This window comes from Kitasatospora sp. Ki12 (assembly GCF_054601375.1).
The window spans coordinates 1215995-1237968 of record NZ_BAAIHT010000001.1 but is presented as its reverse complement, the minus strand read 5'-3'; the positions used below and the strand labels follow the sequence as shown (position 1 = coordinate 1237968).

Genomic DNA, 21974 nt, shown 5'->3' with positions numbered 1-21974 from the left:
GTGTCGGCGAGGGGTGGGGTGGGGCGGGTAGGTTCGGGGGTGTGACGACGAATGTTCCCGGTGCCAAGTTGATCCTGCTGACCACGACCCACCGGGTCGCGCCCGGGTTGTTGGCGTGGCCGGCGTGGGAGGCGTTGCGGTCGGCGGGGCGGGTGCTGGTGGGGGACGAGGGGCATCCGCAGGTGGCCGCGGTGCGGCAGGCCGGGGTGGCGGTGGAGGTGGTGGCCGCCGGGTCGGTGCCCGGGCTGGCGCGGCTGCTGACCGAGCGGCCCGCCGCGGAGGGGGCGACGGTGTGGCTGGGCAGTCCGGACGGGGATCCGGGGCTGACGGACGCGCTGGCGCGGCTCGCGGTGGAGCGGGCGGGTGAGGTGCCGGAGATCGAGGTGCTGCCGGGCTCGTACGACCTGCCGGGGTCGCGGCTGCTGGACCTGGTGACGGTGATGGACCGGCTGCGCTCGCCGGGCGGCTGCCCGTGGGACGCCGAGCAGACGCACGAGAGCCTGGTGAAGTACCTGGTCGAGGAGGCGTACGAGCTGGTCGAGGCGATCGAGGAGGGGGACCGGGAGACGCTGCGCGAGGAGCTGGGCGACGTTCTGCTGCAGGTGTTCTTCCACTCCCGGATCGCCGAGGAGCACCCGACCGAGCCGTTCACCGTGGACGACGTGGCCGGTGACATCGTCGAGAAGCTGATGTACCGGCATCCGCACGTGTTCGGGGACGTGGAGGCCGGGGGCGCCGCCGAGGTGGAGGCGAACTGGGAGCAGCTGAAGGCCGCGGAGAAGGCGGACCGCGAGTCGGTGCTGGACGGTGTGCCGGCCGGGCTGCCCGCGTTGGCGTACGCGGCGAAGCTGGTGTCGCGGGTGCGTCGGGCTGGCTTCACGGGGGTGCCGGACGAGCCGTACGAGCTGCCGGCGGAGGTGACCGCGGAGTCGGCGGGCCGGCTGCTGCTGGCGGTGGCGCAGCGGGCGCACGACGCCGGGGTGGACGTGGACGCGGCGCTGCGCTCGGCCGCGCGCGGTTACCGGGACGCGGTGCGCGCGGCCGAGGGCCTCAAGCCGGACGAGGAGTAGGGCCTCAGGCCGCCGTGGCGGTGGCCCGGACGGGGTGCCGCTGCGGCGGGACGAGTTCGCCGATGGCCTCGCCGACGAGGACGACGAGTTCGGCGAGGCGTTCCAGGTCGAGGTGGTCGGGCAGGTCGGCGAGGGAGATGATCCGCTCGCCGTCCGGGCCGGCGACGGCGAAGAGGTCGATCGGCCCGAGGTGCTTCTCCGCGGTGTCGACGAGGGCGGCGACGTCGCTGGGGCGGCGGATGTCGCCGGAGACGCCCACGACGGGGCAGCCCGGCCGGTCGAGTTCGGCGGCGAGGTCCTCGGCGATGCCGACGTGCTGGTCGGCGATCAGCATTCCGGCGGCGCCGGCGGCGGAGAACCGGCGGGCGAGGCCGGAGCCCGACCCGCCGTCGAGTACCGCGATGACGACGACTGACCCGCTGACCCGCATGGTCTGCTCCTCCCTGTGGGCGACACCGCACCGGCGCCCACGCGTACTGCGGAGGATCGTAGGCAGGTCCTGATCCTCCGCAACAGGGATTACCCCTCAGGTGACCAGGCTCACGCCTGCCGTCCGGCCAAGAGCTGTCCAAGAGCTGTCCACGGCCCGTCCACGGGTCGTCCACGGAGTGTTGGCGCACCGGTCGCATGCCGTCGGCGCGGAGGCCGCACGCCGTTGACGCGGGGTGGCGCGCGTCCTGCGGGAGGGGGTGCGGACACCCACCGGATACGGTCGACCCATGCCAGCTCAGCCCGACGCCCCCTTCGCGGAGCCCGCCGCCCAGCAGCCCGACGCCCCGGCCCCGGAGCCCGCGGCCCCCGCCGCGCCGCCCGCCGCGCCGCAGCTGTTCACCTGGGAGTTCGCCGCCGACCCGTACCCCGCCTACGCCTGGCTGCGCGAGCACGCCCCGGTGCACCGCACCAAGCTGCCGAGCGGTGTCGAGGCCTGGCTGGTGACCAGGTACGCGGACGCCCGGCAGGCGCTCGCGGACAGCCGGCTGTCGAAGAACCCGGCGCACCACAGCGAGCAGGCGCACCGCACCGGCCGGGTGGGCATCCCGGGGGAGCGGCAGGCGGATCTGATGACCCACCTGTTGAACATCGACCCGCCGGACCACACCCGGCTGCGCCGGCTGGTGTCGAAGGCGTTCACCCCGCGCCGGGTGGCGGAGTTCGAGCCGCGGGTGCAGCAGCTCACGGACCGGCTGATCGACGGTTTCGCGCAGCGCGGTTCGGCGGACCTGATCCACGAGTTCGCCTTCCCGCTGCCCATCTATGCGATCTGCGACATGCTGGGCGTGCCGGCCGAGGACCAGGACGACTTCCGCGACTGGGCGGGGATGATGATCCGGCACGGCGGCGGTCAACGCGGTGGCGTGGGCCGGGCGGTGAAGCGGATGCGGGCGTACCTGCTGGAGCTGATCCACCGCAAGCGGGCGGACCTCGGGGACGACCTGATCTCGGGTCTGATCAGGGCGAGCGACCACGGCGAGCACCTGACCGAGAACGAGGCCGCGGCGATGGCCTTCATCCTCCTCTTCGCCGGTTTCGAGACGACGGTGAACCTCATCGGCAACGGGACGTACGCGCTGCTGCGCGATCCGGGGCAGCGCCGGTTGCTGCAGGAGTCGGTGGCGCGCGGGGAGAGCGCGCTGCTGGAGACGGGGATCGAGGAACTCCTGCGCTACGACGGGCCGGTGGAGCTGGCGACCTGGCGGTTCGCGACGCAGCCGCTGACCATCGGCGGGGTGGAGATCCCGGTGGGCGATCCGGTGCTGGTGGTGCTCGCCGCGGCGGACCGCGATCCGGCCCGGTTCGCGGACGAGAACACCCTGGACCTGGCCAGAACGGACAATCCGCACCTGGGCTTCGGGCACGGCATCCATTACTGCATCGGAGCCCCGCTGGCCCGGCTGGAGGGGCGGGCGGCGCTGGCCACGCTGCTTTCCCGGCTGCCGGATCTGCGGCTCGCGGAAAGTCCGGAGAATCTGCGCTGGCGAGGTGGTCTCATCATGCGTGGCCTGCGGGAACTCCCGGTCGAATTCAGTCCGGAGAGCCGCTCCCCGCACACGCTTCCGCAGGCCCCCGCGCACGCTCCTTCCGCGCCCCTGACAAATTGACACGAAGTGACGGTGAGCCGGGTGACGCGCTGACGGAGCGTCGCCCGGAGCCCTTGAATCAGGGTGTGAAGGACCATCAATCCGGACATAACGCCGCCGTTGGTAGGCGATCGGACACGCGCCGTAATTTCTGTGTGATATCGGTGATATGAGCTTGTGATTGGTCTGAGGATCTGTCTACTCTCCCTGGAGTTCGCAGCTGCGGACCTCGTGCGCGGAACGCCGAATCCTGCCCGCCGCGTCACGGGAAACCGACCAGAACCCTGGGCAGGGGCGGGGGACCCAGGTTTGTTGCCGTCCCCACGGCTTGGGGTGAAGCCGCCCGAGCGGAATCGTTTCCGCGTACGGCGGCCGGGCCACCTCCCGGTCCGAACCCGACAGCTCACCTCGCAGGCGTGCGGAGAGGGACCTCTTCATGCTGTTCGTTGGAACTGGCCGCCACCGTCGTCGCACCCAGGCCGAGAAGGCCATCGCCGTCGCGGGTGTGGCCGGCGTCGGACTCGCGATGCCGCTCCTCACCGCCACCGGCGCCTCCGCCGCCCCGGCCTCCACCTGGGACGCCGTCGCCCAGTGCGAGAGCGGCGGCAACTGGAGCATCAACACCGGCAACGGCTTCTACGGGGGCCTGCAGTTCACCTCCAGCACCTGGAAGGCGTACGGCGGCACCTCCTTCGCGCCGCAGGCCAACCAGGCCAGCAAGGGCCAGCAGATCTCGATCGCCGAGAAGGTGCTCGCCTCGCAGGGCCCGGGCGCCTGGCCGGTCTGCTCCCAGAAGGCCGGGCTGAGCAAGGGCGGCGCCCCGGCGTCGGTCGACACCTCCTCGGACGCCAAGCCGCAGTCCGCCCCGCAGCAGCAGACGCCCAAGCGGCAGCAGGCCCAGAAGCCGGTCGAGAAGCCCGTCCAGAAGCCGGCCGAGAAGCCCGCCCAGAAGCAGGCCCCGAAGCACGCCGCGCCGCAGCAGGCCGAGAAGCCCGTCGACCAGTCGGCGCAGCAGTACGTCCCCAAGCACGCGGCCCCGTCCGCCGCCCAGCCGGCCCCGGCCGCGCAGACCGGCCACGACTACACCGTCCGCGCCGGTGACACCCTGTCGACCATCGCCGCCACCCAGGGTGTGTCCGGCGGCTGGCACGCGCTCTACGACGGCAACCGCGGCACCGTCGGCGGCGACCCGGACCTGATCCTGCCCGGCCAGGTCCTGCACCTCGGCTGAGCCGCCCCGCCCGGGAGGCACGCCCGGCCGGGGGAGACGCTCCGGCCCCGGGAAGTGCTTCCGCCCCGGGGAGGCGCGCCCGGCCCCGGGACGCGCTCCCGCCCCGGGCGCCGCGCCCGCCCCGGAGCCGTCCCTCCGGGGCCGCAACGCCCGTGCGGGCGAAGGGGGTCGGCGCTACCGGCCCCCTTCGTCCGCATTCGCCCGTCCCGGGCGGACAAGGTGGGACAAGCAGGTGAACTACCGGGGGGTAGCGGGGCCACACGCTGAGACGGGACCCAGGTCGACGTGGCCCCGGGAGCCCGGGCGGCTAGGCTCTGGTCCGTAACGACTCCGCAATCGTCCTGCCGACAGCACCAGCGTCAGCCGGACCTGCTTCCGCTAGGAGATGCCTCGTGCCGTCCATCGATGTCGTCGTAGCCCGTGAGATCCTCGACTCGCGCGGCAACCCCACGGTCGAGGTCGAGGTCGGCCTCGACGACGGCAGCACGGGTCGTGCCGCTGTCCCCTCGGGTGCCTCCACCGGTGCCTTCGAGGCGCTGGAGCTGCGCGACGGTGACAAGAACCGCTACTTCGGCAAGGGCGTGGAGAAGGCCGTCCTGGCCGTCATCGAGCAGATCGGCCCGGAGCTGGTCGGCTACGACGCCACCGAGCAGCGCCTGATCGACCAGGCCATGCTCGACCTCGACGCCACCCCGGACAAGTCCTCGCTCGGCGCCAACGCCATCCTGGGCGTCTCGCTGGCCGTCGCGCACGCCGCCTCCGAGGCCAGCGACCTGCCGCTGTTCCGCTACCTGGGCGGCCCGAACGCGCACGTCCTGCCGGTCCCGATGATGAACATCCTCAACGGCGGCTCGCACGCGGACTCCAACGTCGACATCCAGGAGTTCATGATCGCCCCGATCGGCGCGGAGTCCTTCTCCGAGGCCGTCCGCTGGGGCGTCGAGGTCTACCACACCCTCAAGGGCGTGCTGAAGGAGCGCGGCCTGTCCACCGGCCTCGGCGACGAGGGCGGCTTCGCGCCGAACCTGGACAGCAACCGCGAGGCCCTGGACCTGATCACCGAGGCCATCCAGAAGGCCGGCTACGTGCCCGGCCGTGACGTCGCGCTGGCCCTGGACGTCGCCGCCTCCGAGTTCTACAAGGACGGCGCCTACCAGTTCGAGGGCAAGGCCCTCTCGGCCGCCGAGCTGATCGAGTACTACGCCGAGCTCGTCGCCGCCTACCCGCTGGTCTCCATCGAGGACCCGCTGGACGAGTCGGACTGGGACGGCTGGAAGGCCATGACCGTCAAGCTGGGCGACAAGGTCCAGCTGGTCGGCGACGACCTGTTCGTCACCAACCCGGCCCGCCTGGCCAAGGGCATCGAGACCGCCACCGCCAACGCGCTGCTGGTGAAGGTCAACCAGATCGGCTCGCTGACCGAGACCCTGGACGCCGTCGAGCTGGCCCAGCGCAACGGCTACCGCTGCATGATGTCGCACCGCTCCGGCGAGACCGAGGACGTCACCATCGCCGACCTGGCCGTCGCCACCAACTGCGGCCAGATCAAGACCGGTGCCCCGGCCCGCTCCGAGCGCGTCGCCAAGTACAACCAGCTGCTGCGCATCGAGGAGATCCTCGACGACGCCGCCGAGTACGCCGGCCGCGGCGCCTTCCCGCGCTTCAAGCACGAGGGCTGAGACCGCGAGGTAGCGCAAGCCTGACCGGTGCCCCGCCGTTCACCCCGTAGGGTGGACGGCGGGGCACCGTCGCGACCAGGAGGGGATACGGGAGATGGCAGGCTGGAGGATTCCGGGCTTGGCGGCCCGGCCTCGGTTCACGAGCCGGGCGACCGTCCTCGTCCTGGTGCTCTGCTCGCTGGTGGCGATCCTCGCCTACCCGACGCGGCAGTTCATCTCCCAGCGCGCCGAGATCTCCGCCCAGCGGGCGAAGGCCGACCACGCGCGCCAGCAGGTCGAGCAGCTGCGCCGGGAGAAGGCCCGCTGGCAGGACCCGGAGTACGTCAAGGCGCAGGCGCGCGCCCGGCTGCACTACGCGGTGCCGGGGGAGACCCCGTACATCGCGGTGGACCCGGCCGGGCAGGCCTCCGCCAAGCCGTCCTCGTCCGCCGCCGGTGCCCCGGCGGCCGGTGTGGCAGCCGGTCAGCCGAAGGCCGCCAAGCCCTGGTACGCCAGCATCTGGGACTCGGTCGACGCCGCCGACACGGCCGCGCCGGCCCCCGCCGCCCCCCTTCCGCTCCCACCGTCCCCCGTTGGAGACACCTCCCCCCATGACCACTGAGAACCACCCCTCCGTCTCCGACGCCGACGTCGCGGCCATCGCCGCCCAGCTCGGCCGGGTGCCGCGCGGCCTGCGCGGCGTGGCGCACCGCTGCCCCTGCGGCAACCCGGACGTCGTGGAGACGGCCCCCCGGCTGCCGGACGGCACGCCGTTCCCGACGCTGTACTACCTGACCTGCCCCAAGGCCGCCTCGCTGATCGGCACCCTGGAGGCGGACGGCGTGATGAAGGACCAGACGGCCCGGCTCGCCGAGGACCCGGAGCTGGCCGCCGCCTACCAGAAGGCGCACGAGGACTACATCGCCCGGCGCGACGCGATCGAGGTGCTGGAGGGCTTCCCGAGCGCCGGCGGCATGCCGGACCGGGTGAAGTGCCTGCACGTGCTGGTCGGCCACTCGCTGGCGGCCGGCGAGGGCGTCAACCCGCTCGGCGACGAGGCGATCGGGATGCTGGAGGAGTGGTGGGCCAAGGGCCCGTGCGTCTCCCCGGCCGAGGTCGAGGCCGCCGGGGAGCGGGTCGCCCGCAACCGGGCCAAGGAGCAGGACCACGAGGCCGTGATCGCCGCCAAGCAGCAGAAGACGGCCGAGCGCGCCGCCAAGAAGCTCGCCGCGGACGACCTCCCGCAGGACGGTGCCACGCAGGACGGTGCCGGGCAGGACGGTGCGCAGGACACCGACGGGCAGCAGGAGTCGCGGTGACCATGACCCGGGTGGCCGCGATCGACTGCGGCACCAACTCGATCCGGCTGCTGGTCGCCGATCTGGACCCGGAGACCGGGGAGATCACCGACCTCGACCGCCGGATGCTCGTCAACCGGCTGGGCCAGGACGTGGACCGGACCGGCCGGCTGCACCCCGACGCGCTGGCCCGCACCTTCGCGGCCTGCCGGGAGTACCAGGAGATCATCTCCGGCTTCGGCGTCGGCCCGGAGCGGCTGCGCTTCGTCGCCACCAGCGCCTCCCGGGACGCCGAGAACAGCGACGAGTACACCAAGGGCGTGCGCGACATCCTGGGCGTCGAGCCGGAGGTGGTGAGCGGCGAGGAGGAGGCCCGGCTGTCCTTCCTGGGCGCCACCAAGGAGCTGACGGGCGACCGCTTCCCCGCTCCGTACCTGGTGTTCGACCTGGGCGGCGGCTCGACCGAGTTCGTGCTCGGGTCGGACGACGTCCAGGCGGCGCGCTCGGTGGACATCGGCTGCGTGCGGCTCACCGAGCGGCATTTCGGCGGGGCCGAGCTGCCCTCCGCGGAGCAGGTCGCCGAGGCCCGGGCGCACGTGCGGGCCGAGCTGGACCGGGCCGAGGAGGCCGTGCCGCTGACCGGTGCGGCGACCCTGGTGGGCCTGGCCGGAACGGTCACCACGGTGTCCGCGATCGCCCAGGGCCTGTCGGGCTACGACTCGGCGGCGATCCACCACTCGCGGCTCAGCCGGGAGCGGGTCGCGGAGATCGCCGGTGAGCTGCTGGCCGCGACCCACGCCGAGCGCGCGGCCATCCCGTCGATGCACCCGGGCCGGGTGGACGTGATCGCGGCCGGGGCGCTGGAGCTGCTGGAGATCATGGAGCGGACCGGCGCCGCCGAGCTGGTCGTGAGCGAGCACGACATCCTGGACGGGATCGCCTGGGGTATCGCCTCCTGACCCCTTGCGGGGCTTACCCGAACCGGCCCCGGCACCCCTTTCGGGGAGCCGGGGCCGGGGCGCGCCCGAGCCCGTGCGGAAAAGTTCGTGAATTTCTTCACATGGCGATGGGGTCATTCGGCGCACCTGCTCGCCCGCTACGTCCGAATTGTGGGACCGAAGGCCTCCCGGTCGCGAGGCCCCTTGGATCGCAGGCCAGGGCTCGCTTGGGGTTTGAAAATCGAAATCACGCGCGGGAACCCGGGTGTTGTGCGGATCGTTGCTGCTCAGCAGGGTGGTGCTCCGGCGCACGTTCACGAGGGGGCGCGGAGGGGTGTGAGCACGGGTGCTGGACCCGTTTTTGCGGCCGCGCAGTGTAGCACGGGGTGTCCATGAGCTTGTGACCGGGCTCACGAAGGCTGCTCCGGACGGTGCTGGATACTTTCGGATATGAGCACCACGGAGCGTCCTCGCATCCTCATTGTCGGCGGTGGTTACGTCGGCCTGTATGCCGCGATGCGCATCCTCAAGAAGATGCGCTACGGCGAAGCGACCGTCACGGTCGTGGACCCGCGGTCGTACATGACGTACCTGCCCTTCCTCCCCGAGGCGGCCGGCGGCAACGTCGCGCCCCGCAACCTCGTCGCGCCGCTGCGCAGCGCCCTCAAGCAGGCGGAGGTGCTGACCGGGTCCGTCACCGGCATCGACCACGCCCGCAAGGTCGCCACCATCCAGCCGGCGGCCGGCGACAGCTACGAGCTGCCCTTCGAGTACCTGGTCGTCGCGACCGGCTCGGTCTCCCGCACCTTCCCGATCCCGGGTCTGGCGGAGAACGGCATCGGCATGAAGACGGTCGAGGAGGCCATCGGCCTCCGCAACCACGTCATGGCCCAGCTCGACAAGGCCGAGTCCACCACCGACGAGGAGGTCCGCCGCAGGGCGCTGACCTTCGTCGTCATCGGCGGTGGCTTCGCCGGCATCGAGACGATCGCCGAGATCGAGGACATGGCGCGCGACGCGTCGAAGCTGTACCGGACCGTCAGCCGCGACGACATGCGCTTCGTCGTCGTCGAGGCCGCCAACCGCATCCTCCCCGAGATGGGCCCGGACCTCGGTCTGTGGACCAAGGAGAAGCTCGAGGAGCGCAACATCGAGGTCTACATCGAGACCTCGATGGACTCCTGCGTCGACGGCCACGTCGTGCTGAAGAACGGCATGGAGATGGACGCCTCCACCATCGTGTGGACGGCCGGCGTGAAGCCGAACCCGGTGCTGTCCGAGTTCGGTCTGCCGCTGGGCCCGCGTGGCCACGTCGACACCGCGCCGACCCTGCAGGTCCAGGGCTTCGACTACGTCTGGGCCGCCGGCGACAACGCCCAGGTCCCGGACCTCGCCGCCGGCGAGGGCGCCTGGTGCCCGCCGAACGCGCAGCACGCCTGCCGTCAGGCCGTCGTCCTCGGCGACAACGTGATCTCCGGCATGCGGGGCTTCCCGCAGAAGGAGTACAAGCACAAGAACCTGGGTGCGGTCGCCGGTCTCGGTCTGCACAAGGGCGTCGCGATCCTCTTCGGCAAGTACAAGCTGAAGGGCCGTCCGGCCTGGTGGTTCCACCGCCTGTACCACGGCGCCATGGTGCCGACCTTCAACCGCAAGGTGCGCGTCTTCACCGACTGGACCCTCGCGATGTTCCTCAAGCGCGAGATGGTCGGCCTCTCCCAGATGGAGAAGCCGCAGCTTCCCATCCAGGAGGTCACCCCGCCCACCAAGCCCGTCGAGGCCGCCAAGCCGGCCGCCGACAAGGAACTCGCCAGCAAGTAAGCGACTGAGACCCCGGTGTGGGAGCACCGGGGTATGAGTCGGAGGCCCTCCGCCCGGCAACGTCGCCGGACCACGACCTCCGTGGTGCTCAGCCGGCCCTGTGACCGGGCGGAGTACAGAACGAAGAAGGGCCCTGCCGAAGCTTCGGCAGGGCCCTTCTCGTTACCGGCCTCCACCGGCCTCCGGTCAGTCGGTCTTGATGCTCGACAGGATGTCCAGCTTGGACGCCCGGCGGGCCGGCCAGATGGCGGCCACCAGGCCGACCACCCCGGCCAGGGCCAGGAACATCGCCAGCTGGCCGTACGGCAGGACGGTGGTCAGGCCGGCCAGGCTGGACTTCAGGGTGCCGTTGATCGCCCAGGCGATGAAGCAGCCGAGGGCCAGGCCCACGCCGGCGCCGAACAGCGAGATCACCACGGACTCCAGACGGACCATCCGCTTGATGCCCCGGCGGTCCAGGCCGATCGCGCGCAGCATCCCGATCTCGCGCTTGCGCTCGAAGACCGACATCGCCAGCGTGTTGATCACGCCCAGGATCGCGATCAGGACCGCCATCCCCAGCAGGCCGTACATCAGGTTCAGCGCGAAGGTGATGGTCTGGCTGAAGTCGTCGCGGACGTCCTGCTTGGACTTCACCTCGATCACCGGGTTGGCGCCGGTGGCGTCCTTGAGCGACTGCTTGAGCGTGTCCGTCGCGCCGTCCTTGCCCTTGACCAGGACGTCGGAGATGTACGGCTTGGGCTCGTGCTTGGCGATCTCGCTGTTGGCCAGGACGACCGGGCCGAGCATGCCGCCCGTCTTGTACACGCCGCCGACGGTCAACTGGCCCTTGGAGTCGTCCGGGTAGGAGACGGTCATCGTCGAGCCGGTGGTGACGTTGAACTTCTTGGCGACGTCCGCGTCCACCAGCAGCTGGCCCTTGCCGAGCGCGGCGGTCGAGCCGCTGGTCAGTTCGACGTCGACCAGCTGGTCGAAGGTCGCCGCGTCCAGGCCGGAGATCGACTTGGTGGTGCCGTCGAGCTCCCAGTAGGCGGCCGTCATCGGCGATGAGGCCGCCACCCCGGGCGCCTTGGCGATCTGCGCGGGCACCTGCTCGGCGAGGCTCATGCTGTTGGCGGCCGAGACGATGTAGTCGGCCTTCATCGAGCTGGTGACGGCGCGGTCCACCACGTCGCTCACCGAGGCGCCGATCACGGTGAGGCCGCTGACCAGGGTCAGGCCGATGGTGAGCGCGGCGGCGGTGGCCGCCGTCCGGCGCGGGTTGCGCACCGCGTTCTGCTGGGCGAGCTTGCCCGGGGTGCCGCCGAGGCCGCGCAGCAGCGGGCCGAGCAGGGCGACCACCGGCCGGGAGAGCAGCGGCAGCAGGACGAACACGCCGATCAGGGCCAGGACGGCGCCCAGGCCGACCGGCAGCCGGCCGCTGGTGTCGCCGGTGGAGGCGCCGTAGCCGATCAGGGCCAGGCCGCCGGCGGCGAGCAGCGAGCCGATCGTGTTGCGGACCACCAGGCTCTTCTGGGAGGCCGGCTGGTCGCCGCTGCTCATCGCGGCCACCGGGGCGATCCGGGCCGCGCGCAGGGCGGGCAGCAGGGCCGAGAGCACCGTCACCACGACGCCGACCACCAGGGTCACCGCGACGGTGAGCGGCTTGATCACCAGGGCGCCGCTCGGCATGTTCTCGTTCAGGGTGCCGATCAGGGACTGCATCCCCGCGCCGATCCCGACGCCGGCGGCCAGACCGGCCACCGCGGAGACGGTGCCGATCAGCAGCGCCTCGACCAGCACCGAGCGGGTGACCTGCTTGCGGCTGGCGCCGATGGCGCGCAGCAGGGCCAGCTCCTTGGTGCGCTGGGCGACCAGCATGGTGAAGGTGTTGGCGATGATGAAGATGCCGACGAAGAGCGCGATGAAGGCGAAGACCAGCAGCATGGTGCGCATGCTGTCGGTGCCCTTGGTGATCATCTCCTGCTCGTCGGCCTTGAGCTTGGCGCCGGTCTCGACGTCGAACTGGTTGCCGGAGGGCACCTTGGGCCGGGCCTGGTCGAGCAGCGCATCCTCGGAGGTGCCGGGCTTGGCGGTGAGGACGACGCCGCTGTAGCGGCCGGGCTCCAGGAGCAGCCCCTGCGCGGTGGCCCGGTCGAACAGGGTGAGCGTGCCGCCGGTGCTCACCACCGGGTCGTCGGTGGTGAAGATCCCGGTGAGCTTCGCCTCGACCACCGGGCCGTTGGCGGCCACCCGGACGGTGTCGCCGACCTTGTAGCCCGCCTTGTCGGCGGTCTTGCGGTCGAGCGCTATCTCCTTGCCGTTCTTGGGGCCCTGGCCCTCGGCCATCGGGTAGCGCGGGTCCTTGCCGTCCTGGCCGGGGGCGAAGTTGGCGCCCTTCGCGGCCCAGAACTGGCCGATCAGGTTGCCCTTCCTGTCGGCGACCCCGGTGAAGCCGCTGACCACGCCGCGGGCGTTGGCGGTGCCCGGCAGGGCGGCCAGCTGCTGGACGGTGGCGTCGGTGATCGCGGCGGAACCGCTCTCGCTCTTCTGCCGGGCGCTGGCGCCGGAGCCGGCCGCGCGGTCGACCACCTGGACCGAGACGTCCGAGTAGCTCTTGGAGTTGCTGTCCCGCATGGCCTTGCCGAAGGTGTCGGAGAAGACCATGGTGCCCGCCACGAAGGCGGTGCCGAGCATGACGGCGAGCGCCGTCATCAGCAGTCGGCCCTTGTGGGCCAGCACGTTGCGCAGTGCGGTGCGATACATGGGGTGTCCTGGGAGGGGTCGGTGGGCGGCTTCGGGGTTGCCGGGCTGCGGGTTGTCGCCGGTTCAGCTGGTGCGTGGTGTCAGCTGGTGCGGCCCTTGGCGTCGAAGCGGCGCATGCGGTCCAGGACGGTGTCGGCGGTGGGTGCGTGGAGTTCGTCGACGATGCGGCCGTCGGCGAGGAAGACGACGCGGTCGGCGTAGGAGGCGGCGACGGGGTCGTGGGTGACCATGACGACGGTCTGGCCGAGTTCGCGGACGGAGTTGCGGAGGAAGGAGAGGATCTCGGCGCCGGAGCGGGAGTCGAGGTTTCCGGTGGGTTCGTCGGCGAAGACGATGTCGGGCTTGCCGGCGAGGGCGCGGGCGCAGGCGACGCGCTGCTGCTGGCCGCCGGAGAGCTGGGAGGGGCGGTGGCTGAGGCGGTCGGAGAGGCCGACGGTGTCGACGACGCGGTCGAGCCAGGGCTTGTCGGCCTTGCGGCCGGCGATGTCCATCGGGAGGGTGATGTTCTCCAGGGCGGTCAGGGTGGGGAGCAGGTTGAAGGCCTGGAAGATGAAGCCGATGTGGTCGCGGCGCAGTTGGGTGAGCTGCTTGTCCTTGAGGCCGACGAGTTCGGTGTCGCCGATGGTGGAGGAGCCCGAGGTGACGGTGTCGAGTCCGGCCATGCAGTGCATGAGGGTGGACTTGCCGGAGCCGGAGGGGCCCATGATGGCGGTGAACTCGCCCTGGGGGAAGGTGACGCTGACGTTGTCGAGGGCGACGACGCGGGTCTCCCCCTCCCCGTAGACCTTGTTCAGGCCGGTGGCGCGGGCGGCCGCCCGGCCGGTGCGGACGGCGGTTGCGGTCGACGTGGTCACGGGGGGCTCCTAGTGCTCGTGGGCTTGTACCTCCATGCTCCGCGACGTGATCATGGTCTGGCGTCGCTCCGCCGGACGGTTGGCCCTACCACCGCTGGGCGTACGGGGGAGGCGCGCCCCTCCTCCTGCGGTATGACGGGGACCCTGAGGGAGGGGCGGTGGCCGGAACCACTATCCTTCGTGGCCGAATCCCGGACAGTTCGTCAGATGGCAAGGAAACATGACAACTTCCGGGGCTGGGAACATGCGAAAGGGCGAGCCGGGCGACTAGGCTCAGGGTGGTTTCGCTGGACGCCCGGATGGTGGAACGCAGACACGGGCAGCTTAAAACTGCTTGGCCGCGAGGCCGTGCCGGTTCGAGTCCGGCTCCGGGCACCGATCGCCGGCGGGGCGCCGGTCGGGCGGGGGCGCCGTCGGCGTCCCCGCCGGGTGTCGTTCACCGGATCCTCCTCGCGGCGTATCCCGGAATTTTTGCCAAGCCATTACCCTTGTGCATGGGCGGTGCAGTGCCGCCACGGAGGGAATGAGCAATGAGAAGCAGCAACCCGGTCTTCTCGCGGGAGGGGTCCTTCACCCGCGACTCCGGCTACGCGGGGTTCGGCAACACCGCACAGGCCGGGAGCCCGTACGGCAACAACCCCTACGCGGGGACGCAGTACGCCCAGCAGCCGCAGGGCCCGATGACCGACGAGCAGCTCTACGAGCTGTACAACGGCCCGTCGGCCGGTCCGGCGGCCACCGGGCGGATGACGCTGGACGACGTCGTCGCCCGCACCGCCATGACGCTGCTGACGCTGGTCGCGGCCGGCGCGGTGGCCTGGTTCGCGCTGCCGTTCGAGAACTACGGCTTCGCGATCGCCGCCAGCCTGGTGGCCATGGTGATCGGCGTGGTGGCCTCCTTCAAGCGCACCGTCAGCCCGCCGCTGATCCTGACCTACGCGGCCCTCCAGGGCTTCGCGATGGGCGCCTGGTCGCACGCGCTGAACACCATGCTGAACGGCATCGTGATCCAGGCGGTGCTCGGCACCGCGGCGGTCTTCGCGGCGATGCTGTTCGCCTACAAGAGCGGCCGGATCCGGGTCACCCCGCGGTACACCCGGATCGGCATCGCGGTCGCCATGGGCTTCGTGCTGCTGATGCTGGTCAACCTGGTCGCCTCGCTGGCCTTCGGCGCCGAGATGGGCCTGCGGTCGGGCCCGCTGGGCATCGTGGTCGGCCTGGTCGGCATCGGCCTGGGCGCCTTCTTCCTGTCGCTGGACTTCGCGGAGATCGAGACGGCCATCGCCCAGGGCGCCCCGCAGCGCGAGTCCTGGCGGGCCGCCTTCGGGCTGACCCTGTCGCTGGTCTGGATCTACATGGAGATGCTGCGGCTGATCGCGATCCTGCGCGGCGACGACTAACGCGTCCCCCCGAGGTGAATCACTGCCGCCGGGCCCCGGAGCCACCCGCTCCGGGGCCCGGCGGCTTTTCGCCTAGGCTCGCTGCCATGCATGACGTACAGCCCTTGGACGTACGGCCCTTGGTCGAAGCCGTCGACTCCCTGGCGGATCGTTTCCGCTCGCTGCCGCAGAGCAAGCTGCTGGGCGCGGTGCCCGGGCACGCCTCCCGGGCCGCGGCCGCGCTGGACCTGGCCCGGCGGCTGGCCGGGCTGGCGCGGGCGGTGGAGGGCGGTCCGGAGCGGGACTTCCCGGACGCCGGGGCCTTCGCGGCGGGGGATCAGCTGGCCGTCGCGGGGCACGACCTGGCGGCCGCGCTCGCGGCGCTGCCCGAGGGCGCGGAGGTGGCGCTGCCGGACGGGCCCGCGGCCGTCGGCGAGGTGCTGGCCGGGGCGGTGGCGGCGGTGCGGGAGACGGCCGCGCTCTGCGCCTGAGCACGCTCTGCGCCTGAGTACGCTCGGTGCCTGAGCGCGCTCTGCGCCTGAGTACGCTCGGTGCCTGAGCGCGCTCGGACATGCCGAAGGCCGGCCGGGTCGGTAACCCCTTGACCCGGCCGGCCTTCGGCGCGCCGTCCTGCTGAGGCGGCGTCAGATGCTGGCGACCACCCGGTCGGCGAGCACGTAGACGGCTTCCTCGTCGGTGGAGAAGGTCAGCGAGTACGAGCCGGAGAAGCGCGAGCCGCCGAGCAGTCGCACGTGCTCACCGGCACGGACCGCGTCGATCAGCCGGTAGGCGGCCTCCCGGTCGCCCGGGGCCACGCAGAGCGTGGTGCCGTCGGCGAAGGCGTACACGTCCAGGGTGCCCAGCGGGCCCGGGCGGACGTCGACCAGGGCGACGGCCTCCTCGGCGAGGGCGGCCAGCCGGGTGTCGGTCCACTCGCGGGACGGCGCCTGGCTCGGGACGAAGTCGGGGTGCGAGGGGTGGCGGCGCGGGTCGGGCGCGGGGGCCGGGGCCTCCTCGACGGCCGGGTCGGCGTCCAGCAGCCCGGCCTCCAGGCCGGTGGCCAGCAGGTCGGCCTCGCGGCGGGCGCGGGCGTCCTTGGCGGTCTCGCCCACCGGGTGGCCGGGGCGCAGCGGCGCGCCGCCGTCGGGGCCGGGCTCGGCCGGGCCGGTGCCGCCGTCGGTGATCAGGTCCTCCAGCGCGGAGCGCAGCGCCTCGCCGAACTCCGGGTCCATCGTCCCGGCGTTGTCGGCGGCGTCCTGCGGGCCGGTGGGGCGGGGGAAGAAGAGCGGCCACTCGTCGGTGCCGGAGAAGACACCGGTGAAGGGGGAGTCGAACAGCGGCGCGTCCTCGGCCGCGCGGGCCTCCTGCTCGGCCCAGAACGCCCGGGCCTCGGTGATCTCCCGCTCGCGGTCGGCGGCGAGCGCCTCGGCGACGGCCCGGCGTATCGCGGCCTCGTCCACCGGGGCGGGCACGGCGGGGGCCGCCGCCCGGGCGTCCAGCCGGCGGGAGAGGGCCCGGAGGTGGAGCAGGACGGCGGTCGACACGGTGATCAGGATCAGCAGCAGGATGGTGTAGACGGCGCTCACGGAACGTACTCCTAGGGAGGAGCGGAACGGGGTTACGTGTCCACACTGCCGCATGCGGGGGTGTTACCGCAGTGGCGAATGTCTAATTCGTCCGGGACTTTCGCTCTTGTCCCCAAATTGTTAGGTAACACCGTTCTACGCAGTGGAGTTGATCCGCTCCGCAGTGTCGATTTCCGGGCCGGAAACGAACGGAAAGAGGGCCGGATCGACCTCTCGGTGTGATCCGGCCCTCAATTACGCTACGTCACTCCAAACGGGTGGTCCAGACCCTTCGGAGGATGCGGGTGGTCAGCTGAGGCGCTCGATGACCATCGCCATGCCCTGGCCGCCGCCGACGCACATGGTCTCCAGACCGAACTGCTTGTCGTGCCACTGCAGGGAGTTGATCAGCGTGGTGGTGATCCGGGCGCCGGTCATGCCGAAGGGGTGGCCGACCGCGATGGCGCCGCCGTTGACGTTCAGCTTGTCCAGGTCGACGCCGAGGTCGCGGTAGGAGGGGATCACCTGGGCCGCGAAGGCCTCGTTGATCTCGACCAGGTCGATGTCGTCGATGGTCAGGCCGGCCCGCCGGAGCGCCTGCTTGGAGGCCTCGACCGGGCCGTAGCCCATGATCTCGGGGGAGAGGGCGCTGACGCCGGTGGAGACCACCCGGGCGAGCGGGGTGATGCCGAGCTCGCGGGCCTTGGTGTCGGACATGATGACCAGCGCGGCCGCGCCGTCGTTCAGCGGGCAGCAGTTACCGGCGGTCACGGTGCCGTCCGGGCGGAACACCGGCTTCAGGCCCGAGACGCCCTCCAGGGTGACGCCGGCGCGCGGGCCGTCGTCGGTGCTGACCACGGTGCCGTCCGGCGTGGTGACCGGGGTGATCTCGCGCTCCCAGAAGCCGGCCTTGATGGCGGCCTCGGCGAGGTTCTGCGAGCGGACGCCGAACTCGTCCTGCTCGGCGCGGGTGATGCCCTTGAGTGCGGCGAGGTTCTCGGCGGTCTGGCCCATCGCGATGTAGGCGTCCGGCGCCAGGCCGTCCTCGCGCGGGTCGTGCCACTCGCCGCCGCCCTCCTCGGCGCGCTTGGCGGTGCGGGCCTGGGCCTCGTCGAACAGCGGGTTCATGGTGCCCGGCATGCCGTCCGAGGTGCCGTGGACGCTGCGCGAGACCGTCTCCACGCCGGCCGAGATGAAGACGTCGCCCTCGCCGGCCTTGATCGCGTGCAGCGCCATCCGCGTGGTCTGCAGCGAGGACGAGCAGTAGCGGGTGATGGTGGCGCCGGGCAGGTAGTCCATGCCCATCTGGACGGCCACGATGCGGGCCAGGTTGTGGCCCTGCTCGCCGCCGGGCAGGCCGCAGCCCAGCATCAGGTCGTCGATCTGGCGCGGGTCGAGCTGCGGGACCTTGGCGAGGGCCGCCTGGATGATGTGGGCGGTCAGGTCGTCCGGGCGGACGTCCTTCAGCGAGCCCTTGAAGGCCCGGCCGATCGGCGAACGGGCGGCGCTGACGATGACGGCTTCGGGCATGACGGCTCCTCGCTGGGTGACTACGGACCTGACGTCCGGGAGGAAAGTTACCGCCTGGTAGGTCAGGCGTCACCCGCACCAGCGTGTGAGCTGGCCGACGTATTCCCGGGGTCCGCCGGCCCGTCCTGGTCCCGGCCCTCGGCGGCCTCTCCGGCCAAGCCCGAGCCGGGCAGGCCGATCCGCAGGCGCTGGCGCAGCAGGGCCCAGCGGTGGCCCGTGCCCTCCGGGTCCGCGGCCGCCACCTCGGTGCCCGCCCGCCCGGCCGCCGCGGCGGCGGCCACCGCGACCGGCAGCACCGTCCCGCCCGGCACCGGCACGGTCGGGCGCTCCTCCTCCGGCCAGAGGCCGAGCGCGGCGCAGACCGAGGGCAGCACGGCCATCGCGGCCGTCGCGTAGCCCTGGGCGGAGGGGTGGTAGCGGTCCGCGGCGAACATCTCCGGGCGGGCGGCGAACTCCGGGCCGAGCAGCGAGCCCAGCGAGACCGTCCGGCCGCCCGCCTCCACCACCGCGATGGTCTGCGCGGCGGCCAGCTGCCGGCTCAGCCGGCGGGCCACCCAGCGCAGCGGCGGGCGCACCGGCTTGATCGTGCCGAGGTCCGGGCAGGTGCCGACGACTACCCGGCAGCCGTTGGCGTGCAGGGCGGCGACGGCCTCGCCGAGCTGCCGGACGGCCAGCTGGGCCGGGCTGTGCCGGGTGACGTCATTGGCGCCGATCATGATCACCGCGACGTCCGGGTGGTGCGGCAGGGCCTGTTCCAGCTGGCCGGAGAGGTCGGCGGAGCGGCCGCCCGAGCGGGCCACGTTGACCAGCCGGACCGGGCGCTCGGCCACCGAGGCCAGACCGGCGGCGAGCAGGGCGCCCGGGGTCTCGCGGGCCCGCGCGACCCCGAGGCCGGCGCCGGTGGAGTCGCCGAGGACGGCCAGGACGAGCGGCTGCTGCGGGGCGGCGGCCCGGTCGGCGAAGGCCTCGCCGTAGACGCCGTCGGCCTTGGGCGGGTGGGTCTCCAGGACGCCGATGGCCTGCATGGCGAGCTTGCTCTCGGTCAGCAGCACGCCGACCAGGCCCACGCCGAGCAGCCCGAGCCCGCCGCCTCCGTACGCCGCCGCGGTGGCGATCCGCCGGGCCACCCGGGCCCGCGAGTCGTGTACGCCTGGCATCCGGTACCCCCTTCGGTCCTCGCCCCCCGGCGGGGTCGTACACCCCTAATACCCGCGCGGAGGGCGGGAGTACCGGCGGGGTTGGGCCATCGGGAGGAGGCGGGGGCCGCCGCGGGCCGCAGGGGCGGGCGGGCCGGGCCGGGTCGGGTGTGCCGGGAGGGGCCGCCGGTGGAGGCGGACACGAGGGGGCGCTGGGGTGCGTGCCACGCCCTAGGCTTTGCAGTACCGAAAGCACTCGCATGCCCATAGACCGGGAGGACCCCCGTGCGGTACCACAACTCGATCATCGACCTGGTCGGCAACACGCCGCTGGTCAAGCTGAACAAGGTCACCGAGGGCATCAGCGCGACAGTGCTGGCGAAGGTCGAGTACTTCAACCCCGGTGGCTCGGTGAAGGACCGCATCGCGATGCGCATGATCGAGGCCGCCGAGGCCTCGGGCGCCCTCAAGCCGGGCGGCACCATCGTCGAGCCGACCTCCGGCAACACCGGTGTCGGTCTGGCGATCGTGGCCCAGCAGAAGGGCTACAAGTGCATCTTCGTCTGTCCGGACAAGGTCTCGACCGACAAGATCAACACCCTGCGCGCGTACGGCGCCGAGGTGGTCGTCTGTCCGACCGCCGTCGCCCCGGAGCACCCGGACTCGTACTACAACGTCTCCGACCGCCTGGTCCGGGAGACCCCGAACGCCTGGAAGCCGGACCAGTACTCCAACCCGGACAACCCGGCCTCGCACTACCACTCCACCGGCCCGGAGCTGTGGGAGCAGACCGACGGCAAGATCACCCACTTCGTGGCGGGCGTCGGCACCGGCGGCACCATCTCCGGCACCGGCAACTACCTGAAGGAGGTGTCGGGCGGCAAGGTCAAGGTGATCGGCGCCGACCCGGAGGGCTCGGTCTACTCGGGCGGCACCGGCCGGCCGTACCTGGTCGAGGGCGTCGGTGAGGACTTCTGGCCGACCGCCTACGACCGCGGCGTCGCGGACGGGATCGTCGCCGTCTCCGACAAGGACTCGTTCCAGATGACCCGCCGCCTGGCCAAGGAGGAGGGCCTGCTGGTCGGCGGCTCCTGCGGCATGGCCGTGGTGGCCGCGCTGGAGGTCGCCCGCGGGCTCGGCCCGGACGACGTCGTCGTCGTGCTGCTGCCGGACGGCGGCCGCGGCTACCTCTCCAAGATCTTCAACGACGACTGGATGGCCGACTACGGCTTCCTGCCCTCCTCCACCGACGAGGCGCACATCGGCGAGGTGCTGGCCCGCAAGGAGTCCATCGAGCAGGGCGGCGTCCCGCAGTTCGTCCACATGCACCCGAACGAGACGGTCGCCGAGGCGGTCCGGGTGCTGCGCGAGTACGGCGTCTCGCAGATGCCGGTGGTCTCCCCGGGCGCCGGCCACCCGGACATCATGGCCGGCGAGGTGATCGGCTCGGTGGTGGAGAAGCTGCTGCTGGAGGGCATCTTCGCCAAGGAGATCGAGCTGAGCGACACGCTGGACAAGGTGATGTCCAAGCCGCTGCCGGTGGTCGGCTCGGGCGAGACGGTCACCAACCTGATGACCGTGCTGGAGAAGGCCGACGCGGCCGTCGTGCTGGTCGAGGGCAAGCCGCAGGGCATCGTCACCCGCCAGGACCTGCTGGGCTACCTGACCGGTCGCGCCGCGCACTGACGCGTGCTCACCACCACCTCGCCCGTGGCGGATCCGAAGGATTCGTCCACGGGCGAAGTGGTACACCGGCGTCACCTGCCCGCAGCACGTGGTTAACAACGGTCCGGCATCTTTGTGGTCAACGGCACGACGCCGAACGAGGCGACGGCAACCGTCCGGGAGCGGCTCCCCGGGCGACCGCGGTCGACTCAGGACACACCGGGCGGCCCTGACCCGGCCGCTGTGTCCGCCTTCCGCGGGAGGCGCCGTCGTCCCGCCCCTGTCCGGCTCCGGCCGGTCGACAGGGTGCGGCGGCTCTCGCGGCCGCAACGCGCCGTCACGGCGCGTCCCCGCGGCTCCCGGGTGGGGGAGCCGATGCGGGGGAACGGTGGGGCCGGCCCTTCTCCGAGGGGCCGGCCCTTCCGTGCGTCGCCGGTCTTCCCGTGTGACGGCGCCCCTTCGGCCCGCCACCGGCCTCTTCCGTCCGCGACTGGCCTCTTCCGTCCGCCACCGGCCCCCGGTGCCCGCGCCCGCGGCCGTCGCGCTGTGCTCCGGGCGGCCCGCCGTTCCCGTACGCTCGCACGCATGACCAGCACTGAAACGACCGACCAGGACGCCCCGCGCTACGTCCGGGTCAAGATCGAGCTCATCGCGGAGATCACCGACGAGGGCGCCCTCAAGGCGGCGGCCCTGCAGGCGGTGACCGAGGACGAGTACCTCGACGACGAGGAGCGCGCCCAGTCCGTCGAGGCCATCGAGGTGGACCCGTCGGGTTCGCTCGCCCACTTCATCGACCCGGTCGCGCTGCTCGGCGACGTCCCCGGGGTCGAGCTCGCCTCGGCGACCTGGGAGTCGGCGCAGACCGAGTTCGACCCGGACGACGAGGAGTGGGACGAGTACGCGGTGGACGAGTCCGCCGAGTAACGACGGCCCGCCGTCGCCACGCGAAAACGCCCGGTCTGCCACGGCAGATCGGGCGTTTTGTCCATTTTTGTAAGCAAGTTGGGTC

General features: G+C 72.1%; 17 protein-coding genes, 1 tRNA gene, 1 pseudogene and 1 riboswitch. Of the genes and pseudogenes, 13 read left to right on the top strand and 6 right to left on the bottom strand.

Features of this window, described 5'->3' with window-relative positions:
* Positions 1-41: 41 nt before the first annotated feature.
* The gene (locus ACYP53_RS05235; RefSeq protein ID WP_459646735.1) at positions 42-1070 is read left to right on the top strand and encodes a nucleoside triphosphate pyrophosphohydrolase; all 1029 of its coding nucleotides are present in this window, start codon (positions 42-44) and stop codon (positions 1068-1070) included.
* A 4-nt stretch (positions 1071-1074) separates the two neighbouring features.
* On the opposite strand, the gene ACYP53_RS05230 is transcribed toward ACYP53_RS05235, so the two are convergent.
* Positions 1075-1500 (bottom strand): SDR family NAD(P)-dependent oxidoreductase, encoded by a 426-nt coding sequence (locus tag ACYP53_RS05230; protein WP_189924993.1) that lies wholly within the window; start codon positions 1498-1500, stop codon positions 1075-1077.
* Positions 1501-1789: 289 nt separating this feature from the next.
* On the opposite strand from ACYP53_RS05230, the gene ACYP53_RS05225 reads away from it, so the two are divergent.
* From ACYP53_RS05225 to ACYP53_RS05195, 7 genes and pseudogenes are all read left to right on the top strand, one after another.
* Entirely contained in the window at positions 1790-3169 is a 1380-nt protein-coding gene (locus ACYP53_RS05225) for a cytochrome P450 family protein (RefSeq protein WP_459646734.1), read from the top strand.
* A 243-nt stretch (positions 3170-3412) separates the two neighbouring features.
* Positions 3413-3579: riboswitch (cyclic di-AMP (ydaO/yuaA leader) on the top strand.
* A 5-nt stretch (positions 3580-3584) separates the two neighbouring features.
* The gene (locus ACYP53_RS05220) at positions 3585-4379 is read left to right on the top strand and encodes a LysM peptidoglycan-binding domain-containing protein (RefSeq protein ID WP_189924997.1); all 795 of its coding nucleotides are present in this window, start codon (positions 3585-3587) and stop codon (positions 4377-4379) included.
* Between the two features lie 392 nt (positions 4380-4771).
* Positions 4772-6058, top strand: coding sequence for a phosphopyruvate hydratase (eno, locus tag ACYP53_RS05215; protein ID WP_189924999.1), 1287 nt, complete (start codon positions 4772-4774; stop codon positions 6056-6058).
* A gap of 118 nt (positions 6059-6176) precedes the next feature.
* Entirely contained in the window at positions 6177-6659 is a 483-nt protein-coding gene (locus ACYP53_RS05210; RefSeq protein WP_229929184.1) for an FtsB family cell division protein, read from the top strand.
* Positions 6631-7170, top strand: a pseudogene (locus ACYP53_RS05205) (DUF501 domain-containing protein); the annotation flags it as partial. The gene ACYP53_RS05210 and the pseudogene ACYP53_RS05205, both read left to right, overlap by 29 nt.
* 188 nt (positions 7171-7358) lie before the next feature.
* Complete coding sequence (locus tag ACYP53_RS05200; RefSeq protein WP_189925013.1) at positions 7359-8294, top strand: Ppx/GppA phosphatase family protein; 936 nt, start codon at positions 7359-7361, stop codon at positions 8292-8294.
* A 429-nt stretch (positions 8295-8723) separates the two neighbouring features.
* The gene (locus ACYP53_RS05195; RefSeq protein ID WP_189925005.1) at positions 8724-10091 is read left to right on the top strand and encodes an NAD(P)/FAD-dependent oxidoreductase; all 1368 of its coding nucleotides are present in this window, start codon (positions 8724-8726) and stop codon (positions 10089-10091) included.
* Positions 10092-10277: 186 nt separating this feature from the next.
* Here the strand turns inward: ACYP53_RS05195 and ACYP53_RS05190 are convergent, their stop codons facing one another.
* Together ACYP53_RS05190 and ACYP53_RS05185 are read right to left on the bottom strand one after the other, a co-directional pair.
* On the bottom strand, positions 10278-12836 hold the full coding sequence (locus ACYP53_RS05190) for an ABC transporter permease (protein ID WP_189925007.1): 2559 nt from the start codon (positions 12834-12836) through the stop codon (positions 10278-10280).
* A gap of 80 nt (positions 12837-12916) precedes the next feature.
* Entirely contained in the window at positions 12917-13690 is a 774-nt protein-coding gene (locus ACYP53_RS05185; protein WP_459646733.1) for an ABC transporter ATP-binding protein, read from the bottom strand.
* A gap of 293 nt (positions 13691-13983) precedes the next feature.
* Between ACYP53_RS05185 and ACYP53_RS05180 the strand changes: the two genes are divergently transcribed.
* From ACYP53_RS05180 to ACYP53_RS05170, 3 genes are all read left to right on the top strand, one after another.
* Positions 13984-14065 (top strand) — tRNA-Leu (locus ACYP53_RS05180).
* A 155-nt stretch (positions 14066-14220) separates the two neighbouring features.
* Positions 14221-15090, top strand: a complete 870-nt coding sequence (locus ACYP53_RS05175) for a Bax inhibitor-1/YccA family protein (RefSeq protein ID WP_189915449.1) — start codon at positions 14221-14223, stop codon at positions 15088-15090.
* Between the two features lie 86 nt (positions 15091-15176).
* Complete coding sequence (locus ACYP53_RS05170; RefSeq protein WP_459646732.1) at positions 15177-15560, top strand: hypothetical protein; 384 nt, start codon at positions 15177-15179, stop codon at positions 15558-15560.
* A gap of 153 nt (positions 15561-15713) precedes the next feature.
* Here the strand turns inward: ACYP53_RS05170 and ACYP53_RS05165 are convergent, their stop codons facing one another.
* The 3 genes from ACYP53_RS05165 to ACYP53_RS05155 form a co-directional block, all read right to left on the bottom strand.
* Positions 15714-16655, bottom strand: a complete 942-nt coding sequence (locus ACYP53_RS05165) for a hypothetical protein (protein WP_229928502.1) — start codon at positions 16653-16655, stop codon at positions 15714-15716.
* A gap of 288 nt (positions 16656-16943) precedes the next feature.
* The gene (locus ACYP53_RS05160; protein WP_189915455.1) at positions 16944-18164 is read right to left on the bottom strand and encodes an acetyl-CoA C-acetyltransferase; all 1221 of its coding nucleotides are present in this window, start codon (positions 18162-18164) and stop codon (positions 16944-16946) included.
* A gap of 62 nt (positions 18165-18226) precedes the next feature.
* A complete protein-coding gene (locus tag ACYP53_RS05155) occupies positions 18227-19321 on the bottom strand; it encodes an SGNH/GDSL hydrolase family protein (protein ID WP_459646731.1) in 1095 nt (364 codons plus the stop codon).
* A 264-nt stretch (positions 19322-19585) separates the two neighbouring features.
* Here ACYP53_RS05155 and ACYP53_RS05150 point away from each other — a divergent pair, with 264 nt between their 5' ends.
* Together ACYP53_RS05150 and ACYP53_RS05145 are read left to right on the top strand one after the other, a co-directional pair.
* Complete coding sequence (locus tag ACYP53_RS05150) at positions 19586-20986, top strand: cystathionine beta-synthase (RefSeq protein ID WP_189915459.1); 1401 nt, start codon at positions 19586-19588, stop codon at positions 20984-20986.
* 564 nt (positions 20987-21550) lie between these two features.
* Positions 21551-21889, top strand: a complete 339-nt coding sequence (locus tag ACYP53_RS05145) for a hypothetical protein (protein WP_189915461.1) — start codon at positions 21551-21553, stop codon at positions 21887-21889.
* Positions 21890-21974: the final 85 nt, after the last annotated feature.

Coding starts and splice junctions, on each gene's coding strand:
- ACYP53_RS05230 (WP_189924993.1), bottom strand. CDS start 1,500: ATGCGGGTCAGCGGGTCAGTCGTCGTCATCGCGGTACTCGACGGCGGG.
- ACYP53_RS05195 (WP_189925005.1), top strand. CDS start 8,724: ATGAGCACCACGGAGCGTCCTCGCATCCTCATTGTCGGCGGTGGTTAC.
- ACYP53_RS05155 (WP_459646731.1), bottom strand. CDS start 19,321: ATGCCAGGCGTACACGACTCGCGGGCCCGGGTGGCCCGGCGGATCGCC.
- ACYP53_RS05220 (WP_189924997.1), top strand. CDS start 3,585: ATGCTGTTCGTTGGAACTGGCCGCCACCGTCGTCGCACCCAGGCCGAG.
- ACYP53_RS05190 (WP_189925007.1), bottom strand. CDS start 12,836: ATGTATCGCACCGCACTGCGCAACGTGCTGGCCCACAAGGGCCGACTG.
- ACYP53_RS05225 (WP_459646734.1), top strand. CDS start 1,790: ATGCCAGCTCAGCCCGACGCCCCCTTCGCGGAGCCCGCCGCCCAGCAG.
- ACYP53_RS05145 (WP_189915461.1), top strand. CDS start 21,551: ATGACCAGCACTGAAACGACCGACCAGGACGCCCCGCGCTACGTCCGG.
- ACYP53_RS05160 (WP_189915455.1), bottom strand. CDS start 18,164: ATGCCCGAAGCCGTCATCGTCAGCGCCGCCCGTTCGCCGATCGGCCGG.
- ACYP53_RS05175 (WP_189915449.1), top strand. CDS start 14,221: ATGAGAAGCAGCAACCCGGTCTTCTCGCGGGAGGGGTCCTTCACCCGC.
- ACYP53_RS05200 (WP_189925013.1), top strand. CDS start 7,359: ATGACCCGGGTGGCCGCGATCGACTGCGGCACCAACTCGATCCGGCTG.
- ACYP53_RS05170 (WP_459646732.1), top strand. CDS start 15,177: ATGCATGACGTACAGCCCTTGGACGTACGGCCCTTGGTCGAAGCCGTC.